Origin of the sequence: Streptomyces sp. NPDC101151, assembly GCF_044768335.1 — a bacterium.
Classification (GTDB): Bacteria; Actinomycetota; Actinomycetes; order Streptomycetales; family Streptomycetaceae; genus Streptomyces.
The window spans coordinates 94,341-109,919 of the sequence record NZ_JBIWPP010000006.1; the positions used below are offsets into that span (position 1 = coordinate 94,341).

10 protein-coding genes are annotated in these 15,579 nt (G+C 71.9%); 3 read left to right on the plus strand and 7 right to left on the minus strand.

What is annotated here, in order from left to right; genetic code table 11:
- The 5 genes from rbsK to ACIRU3_RS13700 are packed head-to-tail and all read right to left on the minus strand — an operon-like array spanning nt 1 to nt 6,086.
- Complete coding sequence (rbsK, locus tag ACIRU3_RS13680) at nt 1-894, minus strand: ribokinase (protein WP_404055691.1); 894 nt, start codon at nt 892-894, stop codon at nt 1-3.
- The gene (locus ACIRU3_RS13685) at nt 891-2,261 is read right to left on the minus strand and encodes an ADP-ribosylglycohydrolase family protein (protein WP_404055693.1); all 1,371 of its coding nucleotides are present in this window, start codon (nt 2,259-2,261) and stop codon (nt 891-893) included. The genes rbsK and ACIRU3_RS13685 overlap by 4 nt, the downstream gene beginning before the upstream one ends.
- Nucleotides 2,249-3,442 carry an ADP-ribosylglycohydrolase family protein gene (locus ACIRU3_RS13690; RefSeq protein WP_404055695.1) on the minus strand — a complete coding sequence of 398 codons (1,194 nt, stop codon included), beginning with the start codon at nt 3,440-3,442 and terminating at the stop codon, nt 2,249-2,251. Before ACIRU3_RS13690 ends, ACIRU3_RS13685 begins: the two co-directional genes overlap by 13 nt.
- A gap of 8 nt (nt 3,443-3,450) precedes the next feature.
- Nucleotides 3,451-4,566, minus strand: a complete 1,116-nt coding sequence (locus ACIRU3_RS13695; RefSeq protein ID WP_404055697.1) for an ADP-ribosylglycohydrolase family protein — start codon at nt 4,564-4,566, stop codon at nt 3,451-3,453.
- Nucleotides 4,563-6,086, minus strand: a complete 1,524-nt coding sequence (locus ACIRU3_RS13700; RefSeq protein ID WP_404055699.1) for an ADP-ribosylglycohydrolase family protein — start codon at nt 6,084-6,086, stop codon at nt 4,563-4,565. The genes ACIRU3_RS13695 and ACIRU3_RS13700 overlap by 4 nt, the downstream gene beginning before the upstream one ends.
- Nucleotides 6,087-6,376: 290 nt before the next feature.
- Here ACIRU3_RS13700 and ACIRU3_RS13705 point away from each other — a divergent pair, with 290 nt between their 5' ends.
- The 3 genes from ACIRU3_RS13705 to ACIRU3_RS13715 all read left to right on the plus strand — a co-directional run bounded on the left by ACIRU3_RS13705 (nt 6,377) and on the right by ACIRU3_RS13715 (nt 13,557).
- Nucleotides 6,377-7,108, plus strand: coding sequence for a VIT1/CCC1 transporter family protein (locus tag ACIRU3_RS13705; RefSeq protein WP_404055701.1), 732 nt, complete (start codon nt 6,377-6,379; stop codon nt 7,106-7,108).
- A 400-nt stretch (nt 7,109-7,508) separates the two neighbouring features.
- Nucleotides 7,509-12,101 carry a glutamate synthase large subunit gene (gene gltB / locus ACIRU3_RS13710; RefSeq protein WP_404055703.1) on the plus strand — a complete coding sequence of 1,531 codons (4,593 nt, stop codon included), beginning with the start codon at nt 7,509-7,511 and terminating at the stop codon, nt 12,099-12,101.
- Nucleotides 12,094-13,557 carry a glutamate synthase subunit beta gene (locus tag ACIRU3_RS13715; RefSeq protein ID WP_404055705.1) on the plus strand — a complete coding sequence of 488 codons (1,464 nt, stop codon included), beginning with the start codon at nt 12,094-12,096 and terminating at the stop codon, nt 13,555-13,557. Before gltB ends, ACIRU3_RS13715 begins: the two co-directional genes overlap by 8 nt.
- Nucleotides 13,558-13,680: 123 nt before the next feature.
- Here the strand turns inward: ACIRU3_RS13715 and ACIRU3_RS13720 are convergent, their stop codons facing one another.
- A complete protein-coding gene (locus ACIRU3_RS13720) occupies nt 13,681-14,583 on the minus strand; it encodes a chitosanase (RefSeq protein WP_404055707.1) in 903 nt (300 codons plus the stop codon).
- Nucleotides 14,580-15,458: a rhomboid family intramembrane serine protease gene (locus ACIRU3_RS13725; RefSeq protein WP_404055709.1), complete on the minus strand. Its 879-nt coding sequence runs from the start codon at nt 15,456-15,458 to the stop codon at nt 14,580-14,582. Before ACIRU3_RS13725 ends, ACIRU3_RS13720 begins: the two co-directional genes overlap by 4 nt.
- Nucleotides 15,459-15,579: the final 121 nt, after the last annotated feature.

Consider the following 15,579-nt stretch of genomic DNA (forward strand, 5'->3'; position numbering starts at 1 on the left):
TCATGCCGTGAACTGCGCGTCGATCTCCGGGCGGTACGGCATCGACACCGACGCCCCCTCCCGCTGCACGGACAGGGCCGCCGCGGCCGAGGCCCAGGACAGGGCCTCCCGCACCGGCTTCTCCTCGGCCAGGGCCACCGCGAGGGCACCGACGAAGGTGTCGCCCGCGCCCGTGGAGTCCACGGCCTTCACCCGGGGTGCGGGCACCACCAGTGGTTCGGCGCCCCGGGCCAGGTACAGGCTGCCGGTCGCGCCCAGGGTGACGACGACCTCCGGGACCAGGTCGAGCAGGGCGGTGGCCGCCTCGCGTGGATCGGTGCGGCCGGTCAGGGTGACGGCCTCGTACTCGTTCGGGACCAGCAGGTCGGTCGCGGCGAGGAGTCCGGGCGGGAGCGGCTGGGCGGGGGCCGGGGTGAGGATCGTACGGACGCCGTGCCGGCGGGCCGCCTCCGCGCCCGCGATCACGGCGGCCAGCGGGATCTCCAGCTGGAGCAGCAGGGCGTCGGCGGAGGCGAGCACGCCCTCGTCGCCGGGGGAGAGATGGTCGACCGTGCCGTTCGCGCCGGGGATGACGACGATGGAGTTGCCGCCCTCGTCGTCCACCACGATGTGGGCGGTGCCGGACGGGCCCTCCACCGTGCGCAGGACGTCGGTGTCCACGCCGGAGTGTTCGAGGGTGTCGCGCAGGCGCATGCCGAAGGCGTCGTTGCCGACGGCGCCGATCATCGAGACCGTGGCCCCGGCACGGGCGGCGGCGATCGCCTGGTTGGCGCCCTTGCCGCCGGGGATCGTACGGAACTCCCGTCCCGTCACGGTCTCGCCGCGCTGCGGAGCCTTGGTGACGTAGGTGACGAGGTCCATGTTCGTGCTGCCGAGGACGGCGATGTGGGTCATGGGCGGGTCGCCTCCAGGTGCGTGAGATGGGCGAGGGTGTCGAAGCCGGTGCCGTCGAAGTCGGCGACGGTGGTGGCGAGCCGGTTCTTCAGCGGGACTCGCCAGCGGTCGGGGAGCGCGCCCGGGCTGCCCGCGAGGAGGCCCGCGATGCTGCCCGTGGTCGCTCCGTTGGAGTCGGTGTCCCAGCCGCCGGACACGGCACGGCAGACGGAGCCGGTGAAGTCGCCGTCCGCGTGGGTGAGGGCGGCGACGATCAGGGCCGTGTTGGGGACGGCGTGGACCCAGTGGTGGGTGGCGGAGTAGGTGGCGTGGAGTTCGTCCACGACGTCGTCGAAGTCCCGGTGGTCCGCCGCCAGCCGGACGGCGTGGTCGATCGCCCGCGCCAGGCGGGAGCGGGGCGGGACCACCGTGCGCCCGGTGCGCAGGCAGGCGTGGATGTCGTGGGTGCCGGTGGCCGCGGCGGCGAGGGCGGCGGCCGTGAACATCGCCGCGTAGACGCCGTTGGCGGTGTGCGTGAGGAGCGCGTCGCGGTGGGCCTGCTCGGCGGCGGCCGCGGGGTCGCCGGGGTTGGTCCAGCCGTGGACGTCGGCGCGGATCAGGGCACCGATCCACTCCCGGAACGGGTTGCGGTGGCGGGCGGTGTGCGGGGGTTCGATGCCGGTGAGGAGATTGCGGAAGGCGATGCGTTCGGCGGTGAAGGTGCGGCCGGGCGGGAGTTCGTCGAGCCACAGCCTTGCCACGTCGCTCGTGGTGAAGGCCCTTCCGTGCCGCTTGAGCAGGAGGAGGTTGAGGAGCGGGTAGTTGAGGTCGTCGTCCTCGGGCATGCCGTCGATGTTCTCGGCGAGGGAGGTCCTGGCCGAGCGGCGGTTCCAGGGGTACCGGGCGAGCAGGTCCCCGGGGACGCCCTTGGCCGTGAACCAGGTGGACAGGGGCCAGTTGCCGGTGGACCGGGCGAGGGCACGGATGCCGTCGAGGGGGAGCTTTTCCACCGGTTTGCCGAGGAGACAGCCGATGGCTCTGCCCAGCCAGGCGGCTTCCAGGGAGAGCGGGGCGGGGGCCGGCGACCGCCCGCCGCCGGGTGGCTTCGGCCAGTTCGGGCACAGCGCCCTGATCCTCGCCAGGTCCGTCGGTTCGTCCTCCGCCAGCTTGCTGGGCAGGTCGGCCAGTTCGTCCAGCAGGTCCTCGGCCAGGAGGCGCAGACAGCGGGCCGCCCGGTGCGGTGAGGCCCCCGCCCGCTCCGGGGCATCCAGGCCGCCGGCCGCGCGCCACCTCGCCTCGATCCGGTACGGTTCCCGGCCGTCCAGGCGGGCCTGGCGGAGTTCATGGCCCAGGAGGTCCTCCGGCTGGACCCAGGTCAGTCGGAGCATGCCGTGCCTCCGAGCGCCGTGAAGGCCTGCTCGTGTGCGCGTCGGCGGTGCACGTCCCGTTCGAAGATCTCGCGGGCGACCCCGGTGAGCGTGCGGGCCGGTTCCCACAGGTCCAGGCGGCTCGCCCCCGCCACCGTCTTCGCCCAGTCCTCGGGCACCGGGGAGCCCAGGGCGCCCGCGAGCGCGCCGGCCATCGTGGCGATCGAGTCGCAGTCGCGGCCGTAGTTGACCGAGCCCAGGACCGCCTGGCGGAAGTCGCCGCCGGAGACCAGCAACATGCCCAGGGCGACGGGGAGTTCCTCGATGGAGTGCAGACGGGAGGGGCGGCGGGCGCCGAGCGAGGGGGCGCGGTAGTCGGGGCCGACCGTGTCGTACGGGGCGACCGCCTGCCGGAGCGGGACCAGGGCCGACTCGAAGTCGCCGTGGTCGCACGCCACTTCGCAGACCTTCTCGATGGCCGTGCGCGTGCCGTCCTTCGCCAGGGACAGACAGGCGGTCACCACCGAGTCCGGGGTGGCGTCCCATGCGGTGGCGGCGGCGACCGCCGCGGCGAGAACTCCGGCGGCCTCCCGGCCGTACGACGACTGGTGCGCGCCGGCGATGTCCAGCGCCTCGGCGTACGCCGCCGCCGGGTTGGCCGCGTTGACCAGGCCGACGGGAGCCATGTACATCGCCGCACCGCAGTTGACGATGTTGCCGACGCCCGCTTCCCGGGGATCCACGTGCCCGTAGGCCAGCCGTGCCACCAGCCACTTCTCGGCGAGGAAGACGCGCTGCAGCGGCAGCGCCTCGGCCTCCAGCTCCGGGATCCAGCGCGGGTTCGTCATCAGGTCCGGGACCAGGTGGTCGGCGACGGCGTACGCGTCGAGGTGGTCGCGGACCCGGGCGTACACCCGGACCAGGGCGTGGGTCATCAGGGTGTCGTCGGTGACGTGCCCGTCGCCCTTGTGGTACGGGGCGATGGGGCGGGCGGTGCGCCAGGCGTCGCCGTGCCAGGGGCCGACGACGCCGTGCACCCGGCCGCCGTGGCGGTCGGTGATCTGCTCGGGGGAGTAGCCCTCGACGGGGCCGCCGAGTGCATCGCCGACGGCCGCTCCGACCAGGGCCCCGGTGATCCGTTCGTCGAGACCACTCAGCCGCGGCGGACACGGTCCGCCGCTTTCTTCTCCTTTGGGCGTCATGCCCCGAATCATCCTCCTGGTCGGGCCCGTTGTGCGGCTTCCAGGAGTCCGGCGAGTTCCACCAGGTCGGTGCCGGTGAGGCGGGGGAGGGCGCAGCCGGACAGGGTGCGGCAGGCGTCCCTCCAGGCGGCCGGGATCGCCTCGCCGCCGCCCAGGGCGCCGGTGAGTGCGCCGGCGAGGGCGGGGGCGGAGTCGGCGACCCGGGACAGACAGGCGGAGGCGGGGACGGCTTCGGCGATACGGCCCCGTGCGGCCGTGGCGAGGGCCAGGGCGACGGGGACGGTCTCGGCGGCGGCGATGCCGTAGCTGTAGACGTGGTCGACGATCTGGTGTTCGAGCAGGGGGATCAGGGCGAAGGCCGACTCGCTGTCCTCGGCCAGGGCGAGGGCGTGGCGGGTGTTGCGGCCGATCTCCGTCTCCGCGGGGAGTTCGGCGAGGGCGGCCGTCACACAGGTGTCGGTGTCCGCTCCGGTGAGGGCGAGGGCGAGGGCCGCCGCCATCGCCCGGGCTCCGTGCACTCCGTCGCCGTCCTGGGTGTACCGGGCGTCGAACTCGGCGAGGTCGGCGGCGCGCCGCGGGTCGCCGGGGTGCGCCACCGCGAGGACGCAGGCGCGGACGCAGGCGGCGTCGTCGAAGTAATGCGGGTTGTCGTGGCCGGTGGCGGGCGGGCGCAGGCCGGCGGCGAGGTTGCCGAGGCCGGCGCGGACGGAGATGCGGGCGCGCAGGGGCAGTACGGCGGACTCGATCTCCGGGGCGCGGTCCGCTGCCGCGGCGACTTCGGAGGCGACGGCGGTCCAGGTGAGGTCGATGGCGGCGCGCATACGGCGTTCCCGGCTGAGGTCGCCGAGCACGTCGTCGTCGCCGGCCCGCAGGACCGCTTCCGCGGCGAACGCCGCCCACTCGGCGTCGTCGGAGGGGCCGAGGCGGAGGGGCTCCGGGGGCTGGTTGAGCGCGATCGGTACGGGGAGGGTGGTGGTGGCGTTCTGCTCGGCGAAGGTGTCCAGTTCGCGGGTCAGCCGACGGGTCCACTCGGGCATCCGCGCGGCCCGGTGCCGGGCGGCGGGCCAGCCGGCGGCGTCGCCTGCGGCGAGGCCGAGCAGCAGCCCTTCGATACGGCGCCTCATGACGTGGGCTCGCTGTCCTGGCAACCGGAGTTCCCCGCACCCACGAGCGGACTCCGTCCCCGGCACCCGCGCCCCTCCGCCCACCCACCACCCGACTCGGTCGGCTGCGAGGCGGGTGGGAGGGGGGTGGGTGAGTCGGTGGTGTGTGGGGCGGGTGGTAGCGGGGTGGAGGGTTCGGTCGGCTGTGGGGCGGGTGGTAGCGGGGTGGAGGGTTCGGTCGGCTGTGGGGCGGGTGGGACGGGGGCGGGTGGCTCGGTCGGCTGTGAGGCGGGAGACAGCGGCATGGGTGGCTCGATGGCGTGTGGGGTGGGTGGTGTCTCCACCGCTGCGACTGCCTGCACCTGCTCCGTTGCAGGTCGCTGCGAGTCGTCCACCGCAAGTCCCTGCACCTCCGCCGGCGCCAGCTCCCGCACCCCCTCCGGAGCAGGCCCCCGTACCTCGTCCGGTGCAAGCTCCCGCGCCGGCCCCCGGATCCCCTCCGGCAGATGGCCCGGCACCACCACCCCCGCCCCCCACTTCCCGCCCTCTTCCGGGACCAGTAGTTCTGCCACGTCCAGGACGTGATGGCCGGCCATGGACGGCAGGCAGCGGCCCCTCGCCGGGCCGATGGCCGCCGCCCAGTCCGGGGGGATCGCCGACATGCCCTGGGTCGCGCCGGAGAGGGCGCCTGCCACCGCCGCCGTCGTGTCCGCGTCGCGGCCCATGTTCACCGCCGTGAGGACCGCCTCCCGGAAGTCGCCGTCGGCCGCCGCGTACGCGCCGAAGGCGAGGGCGACCGCCTCGGGGGCCAGATCGGTCCAGGGGTAGCCGCCGATGACCACCGCGGAGCGGACCGCACGTTCGCCGCGGTGGGCAACGGCCACCGCGCGCCGTAGCGAGCGGGCCGTCCAGGAGTCGTCGGGGACGACGGCGAGGGCCGAGGCGATCACCACCGCGGGCGAGGCGCCGGCCATTGCCGCCGCCACTCCCGCCGCGACCGCCTGTCCGCCGTAGATGCCCTCGCCCTCATGGCTGACCAGGCCGTCGATCGCCACCAGACGGGCCGCTTCGGCGGGGCGGCCCGCCGCGAAGACGCCGAAGGGGGCCGCCCGCATCGCGAGGCCGTCGCTCCAGGCGTGGCGGTGCTGGGCGGAGATGGGGGCCGCGAGGCCGCGGCGGAGGTTCTCCAGCGTGCCCCGCTCGCTGAAGCCCGCACCGCGGAAGGGGCCCTCGGCCCGGTCGGCGATCCACTCGTGCCAGGCGCTCTCGACGTGGGCGGGGGTGAGCGCCGATCCGTGCCGGGCCAGCAGGAGCCCGGAGAAGATCGCGTACTCGGTGTCGTCCGTGCCGCACGGCTTCTCGGTGACGTACCCGGTGATCCGGCCCCAGCGGGCGCGGATCTCGGAGGGCTTCAGGTTCTCCGCGGGCGCCCCGAGCGCATCTCCGACGGCCAGGCCGAGCAGCGCGCCCCGTGCCCGTTCGCGGAGCCCGGCGGCGTCCCCGGGCGCCGCGGCCGGGGGAGTGCAGGCGATCGATGCCATGGGCGGCCTCTCCTTCACGGGACCACGAGGGTCGGGGCGACCTTCACGGGGTCGCGGCGACCTTTGCGGATGTCTCCCACGGGAGGGGCGCGCGTGAGCCTGGGTGGGCTGCGTGTCACCCCTTCGGCATCTGAGCGGTAACAAGCGCGAATGAGCGGCGACTGACAAAACCGCAGGTTAGCTCAGCCTTTCCTTGCTGGCGACGATGAAATTATCGGCGTAGGTTCGGCGTTGTCGAAAAATAGAACGCATCCAAAGTTAGCTTTGGCTAAGCTTCCTGGGGGACCGGCATGGCGATCATCGAAACCGAGGCGACGCTGCACGCGGCGCACCGCGACAACCACACGCACCGCGACGTGAACGGCGGCTGGCTGCGCCCCGCCGTGTTCGGCGCGATGGACGGCCTGGTCTCCAACCTCGCCCTGATGACCGGTGTCGCGGGCGGCTCCGTCGGTCACCAGACGATCGTCATCACAGGGCTCGCGGGGCTCGCCGCCGGCGCGTTCTCCATGGCGGCCGGCGAGTACACCTCCGTCGCCTCGCAGCGGGAACTCGTCGAGGCCGAGCTGGACGTCGAGCGGCGTGAACTGCGCAAGCATCCGCAGGACGAGGAGGACGAGCTCGCGGCGCTCTATGCGGCCCGCGGGGTCGAGCCCCTGCTGGCCCGTGAAGTCGCCCGGCAGCTGTCCAGGGATCCCGAGCAGGCCCTGGAGATCCATGCCCGTGAGGAGCTGGGCATCGACCCCGGCGATCTCCCGTCGCCGCTGGTCGCCGCGGTCTCGTCCTTCGGGTCGTTCGCGCTCGGCGCCCTGCTGCCCGTCCTGCCGTTCCTGCTGGGGGCGACCGCCCTGTGGCCGGCCGTTCTTCTCGCGCTCGCCGGGCTGTTCGGCTGCGGTGCAGTAGTGGCCAAGGTGACCGCGCGGAGCTGGTGGTACAGCGGCCTCAGGCAGCTCGCGCTGGGCGGTGCGGCGGCCGGTGTGACGTACGCCCTGGGCAGCCTGTTCGGAACGGCCGTAGGATAGCGCTGTCGGTAGCTATGCATGGGGCCGCATAAATAGCCGTTACTTGCTGGTTTCGAATGCTTGACGACCGGGCATGAGCCGTAAGCGCTGTGGGCAATGACGCCTGCGGCGCGCTCGCGGGATGAGTGAAGCCGCTCTCCCCGCCCCTCAGGGCCGAAAGACACCGATCTGATCGATCTCGTCCGGTTCGGTCCCCACACATTTTCGCCGTCCGCGCGCGGCGCCCCGCCGTGACCCGCGGCACCCGGCCGCCACCCGCGGCGTCCGCATGTTGGAACGCAGTATCCGGTTCCCGAGAACCACTCCATCATGTAACCTGCACGAAATTTTGCACTCCAGCAGAGGGCCAACGTCGTCCCTCGGCACCAGCACATGCCACTTGACGACGACGGGAGAGCCGATGCGTACGCCGCGCCAGCCGTCCCAGCATTCCGCGAATGGCCAGAATTGGTCGTTCATGGATGCTCGCCCTGCTGCGCAGGGTATGTACGACCCCCGCAACGAGCGCGACGCCTGTGGCGTCGGCTTCGTGGCCACCCTCACCGGCGAGGCGAGCCACGCGCTGGTCGAACAGGCGCTCACGGTTCTGCGCAACCTCGAGCACCGCGGTGCCACCGGCTCCGAGCCCGACTCCGGCGACGGAGCGGGCATCCTCTCGCAGGTGCCGGACGCCTTCTTCCGTGAGGTGGCCGGATTTGAACTCCCCGCGGCGGGCTCGTACGCCGTCGGTATCGCCTTCCTCCCGGAGGACGGGACCCAGGACACCGTCTCGAAGATCGAGACGATCGCGTCCGAGGAGGGTCTGACCGTCCTCGGCTGGCGCGAGGTCCCCGCCGCGCCCGAGCTGCTGGGCGCCACCGCCCGCTCCACCATGCCGGTCTTCCGTCAGGTGTTCGTGGCCGACGGGTCGAGCGAGGGCATCGCGCTCGACCGCAAGGCCTTCGTGCTGCGCAAGCGCGCCGAGCGGGAGGCCGGTGTCTACTTCCCGTCCCTCTCCGCCCGCACGATCGTCTACAAGGGCATGCTGACCACCGGCCAGCTGGAGCCCTTCTTCCCGGACCTGTCCGACCGCCGCTTCGCCTCGGCCGTCGCGCTCGTCCACTCGCGCTTCTCCACGAACACCTTCCCGTCGTGGCCGCTCGCGCACCCGTACCGCTTCGTCGCGCACAACGGTGAGATCAACACCGTCAAGGGCAACCGCAACTGGATGCGCGCCCGCGAGTCGCAGCTGGTCTCCGACCTCTTCGGCGACCGCGACCTCGAGCGCATCTTCCCGGTCTGCACGCCGGACGCCTCCGACTCAGCCTCCTTCGACGAGGTCCTCGAGCTGCTGCACCTGGGCGGGCGTTCGCTCCCGCACTCCGTGCTGATGATGATCCCGGAGGCGTGGGAGAACCACGACTCCATGGACCCGACCCGGCGCGCCTTCTACCAGTTCCACTCCACGATGATGGAGCCCTGGGACGGCCCCGCCTGTGTCACCTTCACCGACGGCACCCAGGTCGGCGCCGTCCTCGACCGCAACGGCCTGCGCCCCGGCCGCTACTGGGTCACCGACGACGGCCTCGTCGTCCTCGGCTCCGAGGTCGGCGTCCTCGACATCGACCCGGCCAAGGTCATCCGCAAGGGCCGGCTGCAGCCCGGCAGGATGTTCCTCGTCGACACCGCCGAGCACCGCATCATCGAGGACGACGAGATCAAGGCGCAGCTCGCCACCGAGGCGCCCTACGCCGAGTGGCTGGAGGCCGGCGAGATCGAGCTGGGCGACCTGCCCGAGCGCGAGCACATCGTCCACACCCACGCCTCGGTCACCCGCCGCCAGCAGACCTTCGGCTACACCGAGGAGGAGCTGCGCGTCCTCCTCGCGCCGATGGCCAAGGCCGGCGCCGAGCCGATCGGGTCCATGGGTACGGACTCGCCGATCGCGGCCCTCTCCGAGCGCCCGCGGCTGCTCTTCGACTACTTCACCCAGCTGTTCGCGCAGGTCACCAACCCGCCGCTGGACGCCATCCGCGAGGAGCTGGTCACCTCGCTGCGCTCCTCGCTCGGTCCGGAGGGCAACCTGCTCGAGCCGACCGCAGCGTCCTGCCGCAGCGTGACCCTGCCCTTCCCGGTCATCGACAACGACGAGCTGGCCAAGCTCATCCACATCAACGCCGACGGCGACATGCCCGGCATGAAGGCCGCGACGCTGTCGGGTCTGTTCCGGGTCAGCGGCGGCGGTGACGCCCTCGCCGCGCGCATCGAGGAGATCTGCGCCGAGGCCGACGCCGCCATCGAGAACGGCGCCCGCCTGATCGTCCTGTCGGACCGCCACTCGGACGCCGAGCACGCGCCGATCCCGTCGCTGCTGCTCACCGCGGCCGTCCACCACCACCTCATCCGCACCAAGCAGCGCACCCACGTGGGCCTGCTGGTCGAGGCCGGCGACGTCCGCGAGGTCCACCACGTCGCCCTGCTCATCGGCTTCGGCGCCGCCGCCGTCAACCCGTACCTGGCGATGGAGTCCGTCGAGGACCTCGTCCGCGCCGGCACCTTCCTGTCGGACATCGAGCCCGAGAAGGCCATCCGCAACCTGATCTACGCCCTCGGCAAGGGCGTCCTGAAGGTCATGTCCAAGATGGGCATCTCGACCGTCGCCTCCTACCGTGGCGCCCAGGTCTTCGAGGCCGTCGGCCTGGACGAGGCCTTCGTCGAGAAGTACTTCAACGGCACGGCCACCAAGATCGGCGGCGTCGGCATCGACGTCATCGCCAAGGAGGTCGCCGCCCGCCACGCCAAGGCGTACCCCGCCTCCGGCATCGCCCCGGCGCACCGCGCGCTGGAGATCGGCGGCGAGTACCAGTGGCGCCGCGAGGGCGAGCCCCACCTGTTCGACCCGGAGACGGTCTTCCGCCTCCAGCACTCGACGCGTGCCAACCGCTTCGACATCTTCAAGAAGTACACGGACCGGGTGAACGAGCAGTCCGAGCGTCTGATGACGCTGCGCGGCCTGTTCGGCTTCACGTCCGACCGCCCGTCGATCCCGGTCGAGGAGGTCGAGCCGGTCTCCGAGATCGTCAAGCGGTTCTCGACCGGCGCCATGTCGTACGGCTCCATCTCCAAGGAGGCGCACGAGACCCTCGCCATCGCCATGAACCAGCTGGGCGGCAAGTCCAACACCGGTGAGGGCGGCGAGGACCCGGACCGTCTCTACGACCCGGCCCGGCGCAGCGCCATCAAGCAGGTGGCCTCCGGCCGCTTCGGCGTGACGAGCGAGTACCTGGTCAACGCCGACGACATCCAGATCAAGATGGCCCAGGGCGCCAAGCCCGGCGAGGGCGGCCAGCTGCCCGGCCACAAGGTCTACCCGTGGGTCGCCAAGACGCGTCACTCGACGCCGGGCGTGGGTCTCATCTCCCCGCCGCCGCACCACGACATCTACTCCATCGAGGACCTGGCCCAGCTGATCCACGACCTCAAGAACGCCAACCCGGCGGCACGTATCCACGTGAAGCTGGTGTCGGAGGTCGGCGTCGGCACGGTCGCGGCCGGTGTCTCCAAGGCGCACGCGGACGTGGTCCTGATCTCCGGTCACGACGGCGGTACGGGTGCCTCCCCGCTGACCTCCCTGAAGCACGCGGGCGGCCCCTGGGAGCTGGGCCTGGCCGAGACCCAGCAGACGCTGCTGCTCAACGGCCTGCGCGACCGGATCGTGGTCCAGACGGACGGCCAGCTGAAGACCGGCCGTGACGTGATCATCGCCGCGCTGCTCGGCGCCGAGGAGTTCGGTTTCGCGACCGCGCCGCTCGTCGTCTCCGGCTGCGTCATGATGCGCGTCTGCCACCTGGACACCTGCCCGGTCGGCATCGCCACCCAGAACCCGGCCCTGCGCGACCGCTTCACCGGCAAGGCCGAGTACGTGGTGAACTTCTTCCGGTTCATCGCCGAGGAGGTCCGCGAACTGCTGGCCGAGCTGGGCTTCCGCTCCATCGAGGAGGCCGTCGGCCACGCCGAGGTGCTGGACGTCGAGCGGGCGGTGAACCACTGGAAGGCCCAGGGACTGAACCTGGAGCCGCTCTTCCACGTGCCCGAGCTGCCCGAGGGCGCGGTCCGCCACCAGGTGGTCGAGCAGGACCACGGCCTGGAGAAGGCCCTCGACAACGAGCTGATCAAGCTGGCGGCCGACGCCCTGGCCGCCTCGGACGCCACCGAGGCCCAGCCGGTGCGTGCCCAGGTCGCCATCCGCAACATCAACCGCACGGTCGGCACCATGCTCGGCCACGAGGTGACGAAGAAGTTCGGCGGCGCGGGCCTGCCCGACGACGCCATCGACATCACCTTCACCGGCTCCGCCGGCCAGTCCTTCGGCGCGTTCCTGCCGCGCGGTGTCACGCTGCGCCTGGAGGGCGACGCCAACGACTACGTCGGCAAGGGCCTGTCCGGCGGCCGGATCGTCGTCCGCCCGGACCGCGCGGCCGACCACCTCGCCGAGTACTCGACCATCGCGGGCAACACCATCGCCTACGGCGCCACCGGCGGCGAGCTGTTCCTGCGCGGCCGTACCGGTGAGCGGTTCTGCGTCCGCAACTCCGGCGCGCTGGTCGTCTCCGAGGGCGTGGGCGACCACGGCTGCGAGTACATGACCGGCGGCCGCGCGGTGGTCCTCGGCCCGACCGGCCGCAACTTCGCCGCGGGCATGTCCGGCGGTGTCGCCTACGTCATCGACCTCGACCGCGACAACGTCAACGTCGGCAACGCCGACGCGGTCGAGGCGCTGGACGACACGGACAGGCAGTGGCTGCACGGCGCGGTGCGCCGCCACGCCGAGGAGACCGGCTCGACGGTCGCCGAGAAGCTGCTCGCCGACTGGGACGCGGCCGTGGAGCGGTTCAGCAAGATCATCCCCAGCACGTACAAGGCAGTGCTCGCCGCCAAGGACGCCGCCGAGCGAGACGGTCTGTCCGAGACCGAGATCACCGAGAAGATGATGGAGGCGGCGATCAATGGCTGACCCGAAGGGCTTTCTGAACCACGGCCGCGAGGTCGCCAAGTCCCGTCCCGTCGATGTGCGCCTGAAGGACTGGAACGAGGTCTACGTCCCCGGCTCCCTGCTGCCGATCATCAGCAAGCAGGCCAGCCGGTGCATGGACTGCGGCATCCCGTTCTGCCACAACGGCTGTCCGCTGGGGAACCTGATCCCCGAGTGGAACGACTACGCCTACCGCGAGGACTGGGCGGCCGCCTCCGAGCGCCTGCACGCGACCAACAACTTCCCGGAGTTCACCGGTCGCCTCTGCCCGGCCCCCTGCGAGTCGGCGTGCGTGCTCGGCATCAACCAGCCCGCCGTCACCATCAAGAACGTCGAGGTCTCGATCATCGACAAGGCGTGGGAGACCGGTGACGTCGCCTCGCAGGCGCCCGAGCGCCTGTCCGGCAAGACGGTCGCGGTCATCGGCTCGGGTCCGGCCGGCCTGGCCGCCGCCCAGCAGCTGACCCGGGCCGGCCACACGGTCGCCGTCTACGAGCGCGCGGACCGCGTCGGAGGCCTTCTGCGGTACGGCATCCCCGAGTTCAAGATGGAGAAGCGGCACATCAACCGCCGCATCGAGCAGATGCGCGCGGAGGGCACCCGCTTCCGCACCGGTGTCGAGATCGGCCGCGATCTGAAGGCGACCGACCTGAAGAAGCGGTACGACGCGATCGTCATCGCGGCCGGCGCCACGACCGCCCGTGATCTGCCGGTCCCCGGCCGCGAGCTCAAGGGCATCCACCAGGCGATGGAGTACCTGCCGCTGGCCAACAAGGTCCAGGAGGGCGACTACGTCACCGCCCCGATCTCGGCCGAGGGCAAGCACGTCGTCGTCATCGGCGGTGGTGACACCGGCGCGGACTGCGTGGGCACCGCCCACCGCCAGGGCGCGGCCTCCGTCACCCAGCTGGAGATCATGCCCCGCCCGGGCGACGAGCGGAACGCGGTCTCCCAGCCGTGGCCGACGTTCCCGATGCTCTACAAGGTCACCTCGGCCCACGAGGAGGGCGGTGAGCGGGTCTACTCCGTCTCCACCACCCACTTCGAGGGCGACGAGGACGGCAACGTCCAGTGGCTGCACCTCACCGAGGTCGAGTTCGTCGAGGGCAAGCTGACCCCGAAGCCGGGCACCGGGCGCAAGATCCCGGCCCAGCTGGTCACCCTCGCCATGGGCTTCACCGGCACCGACCGCGAGAACGGTCTCGTGGAGCAGTTCGGCCTGGACCTGGACGAGCGAGGTAACATCGCCCGCGACGCCGACTTCCAGACCAACGTGCCGGGTGTGTTCGTCGCCGGCGACGCCGGCCGCGGCCAGTCCCTCATCGTGTGGGCGATCGCGGAGGGCCGTTCGGCCGCCCGCGGTGTCGACCGCCACCTGACCGGAGTCAGCGACCTGCCGGCCCCGATCCGCCCGACGGACCGCGCACTGATGGTCTGACGGTTCATCGAAGACGTCCCGTACAAAGGCGTACGGAACACAGACGGCGCCTGCCCGCAGTCCCCGACCGGACTGGGCAGGCGCCGCCGCCTTTTCGGCGTGCAAACGCCCCGAGCCCCGCGCCTACGGAATCCGGTAGGTCTCCCCGTACACCCGCCACTCCAGCGGCGTGCGCAGCTCCAGGTTGCCGTCGTACAGGAACTCCCGCTGGGCCGTGTCGATGCGCGTGGTGTCGATGGTGGGCTTCTTCCTCTTCATGGCCTTGCGGCGGATGTCCAGGAAGATGTCGAGGTAGTTCTTCTCGCTGCCGCCCTCGGAGGGCGTGTCGGCCTCCTTCAGGGCGCGTTCGCGCAGGCCGTAGAAGCTGTCGGGACCGGTGCCCGGGCCGTGGAAGACCATCGCGTCGTAGTAGACGAACTGGCCCAGCGCGCCGAGGCCGTCGAGCTTGGCGAGGCGGACGGCCGGGTCGAAGTAGACGCGGTCGCGCTCCTCCTCCTGGGCCCTGCCGAAGGCCGGGAGCTTCGCCTCCGCCTTCCAGGCCGCGGTGAAGCCCGGGTCCAGGCCCTCGTGGGAGTCCGTGCCGTCGACCTTGCGCAGGGCCGGCAGGTACTCCGCCAGACCGTTGCCCGGGTGGGCCTTGGTATAGCGCTTCACCAGGGTCAGCAGGTCGTGGGTGCCGGTGCAGAAGCCGATGATGCCGGCGGTGTAGCCCTGCCCGTCGCCGATGTCCTCGATGTAGCCGTAGGCGCTGCGCCAGTTCAGCGTGGAGTTCTCCGCGCTCGCCACGATCCGCTGCGCCAGCTCCTTCCTGTCGGGCGCGGCCAGGCCCGGCGGAGCGTCGGCGACGGCCTCCGCGTCCTGGGACCGCTCCGACTCCGCCCGCGCCTTGGCCTTCTGGCGGGTCTGCTGGGCGGCGGAGACGTGGCTGTCCTGCGCGTCGCCGGACGATCCGGGGCCGACGGCGTACAGCGTCGCCGTGACGAGGACCGGCACGGCCGCGAACAGCAGGATTCCGGCTCGCTTCATCCGGCCGCCCCGCCCGTGAGTCCCGACACCTTGACCCAGGCGAGGACCAGCAGCAGGGCCAGCAGGGCCACGCACGCACCCGCCTGGACCAGGGTGCGTCGCGCGTCCCGGGGCGCGTACGCGTACGCCAGGGTCACGGCCCCGCCCGCCAGCAGTCCGCCGAGGTGGCCCTGCCAGGAGGTCGCCCACGCGGAGATCACCAGCCACACCAGCAGACCGCCCATGTACCGGTTGACCGCGCGCATGTCGTAGCCGAGGCGGCGGCTCATGACCCAGTAGGCGGCGCCCAGCCCGAAGACGGCGCCGGAGGCGCCGACCGTTCGGGTCTCGGGGGCGATCAGCAGCACCAGCACCGAGCCGCCGAGCGCCGACAGCAGGTACAGGGCGAGATAGCGGGCCCGGCCCAGCTGTGCCTCGACCACCCGGCCGATGTTCCACAGCGCCAGCATGTTGAACAGAATGTGAGTGATGCCGAACGTGCCCTCGCCAGGCGTCAGGTGCAGGAACGCACCGGTCAGCAGCCGGTACCACTCGCCGTGGGCGACGCCCTCCGGCAAGTAGCCCGCCGGCACGGTGCCCAGCATGTCGAACCGGTCCTCGACCGAGGGGCGGGCCAACTCGGCGAGGTAGGCGAGCACGTTGAGACCGATCAGGACGTATGTCACCATCGGCACCGCGCTGATCCGGCCGCCGAACGCCGTGCGCGCCTGCCGGACCGACTGGGTGCCCTCCTTCACGCACTCCACGCACTGGTGCCCGACGGCGGCCTCCCGCATGCACGACGGGCAGATGTAGCGGTCGCAGCGCGTGCAGCGGACGTGGGACTCCACTTTGGGGTGACGAAAGCAGGTGGTCACGGCGGACTCGGCGGTCACGGCCGGCTCCTCTGAGGATGTTCGGGACAGGGTGAGCCGGTGGGGACGGCGCCGATCAAAATATCGAACCGCTCGAACGGGAGCGAGAGGCGGGGCCCGGTGGTCACATAGGCTCGGCCTC

Excerpts from the sequence above, each read along its gene's own strand:
- ACIRU3_RS13705 (WP_404055701.1), top strand. The coding sequence starts at position 6,377 with ATGGCGATCATCGAAACCGAGGCGACGCTGCACGCGGCGCACCGCGAC.
- ACIRU3_RS13720 (WP_404055707.1), bottom strand. The coding sequence starts at position 14,583 with ATGAAGCGAGCCGGAATCCTGCTGTTCGCGGCCGTGCCGGTCCTCGTC.
- rbsK (WP_404055691.1), bottom strand. The coding sequence starts at position 894 with ATGACCCACATCGCCGTCCTCGGCAGCACGAACATGGACCTCGTCACC.
- ACIRU3_RS13685 (WP_404055693.1), bottom strand. The coding sequence starts at position 2,261 with ATGCTCCGACTGACCTGGGTCCAGCCGGAGGACCTCCTGGGCCATGAA.
- ACIRU3_RS13695 (WP_404055697.1), bottom strand. The coding sequence starts at position 4,566 with ATGAGGCGCCGTATCGAAGGGCTGCTGCTCGGCCTCGCCGCAGGCGAC.
- ACIRU3_RS13700 (WP_404055699.1), bottom strand. The coding sequence starts at position 6,086 with ATGGCATCGATCGCCTGCACTCCCCCGGCCGCGGCGCCCGGGGACGCC.
- gltB (WP_404055703.1), top strand. The coding sequence starts at position 7,509 with ATGCGTACGCCGCGCCAGCCGTCCCAGCATTCCGCGAATGGCCAGAAT.
- ACIRU3_RS13690 (WP_404055695.1), bottom strand. The coding sequence starts at position 3,442 with ATGACGCCCAAAGGAGAAGAAAGCGGCGGACCGTGTCCGCCGCGGCTG.
- ACIRU3_RS13715 (WP_404055705.1), top strand. The coding sequence starts at position 12,094 with ATGGCTGACCCGAAGGGCTTTCTGAACCACGGCCGCGAGGTCGCCAAG.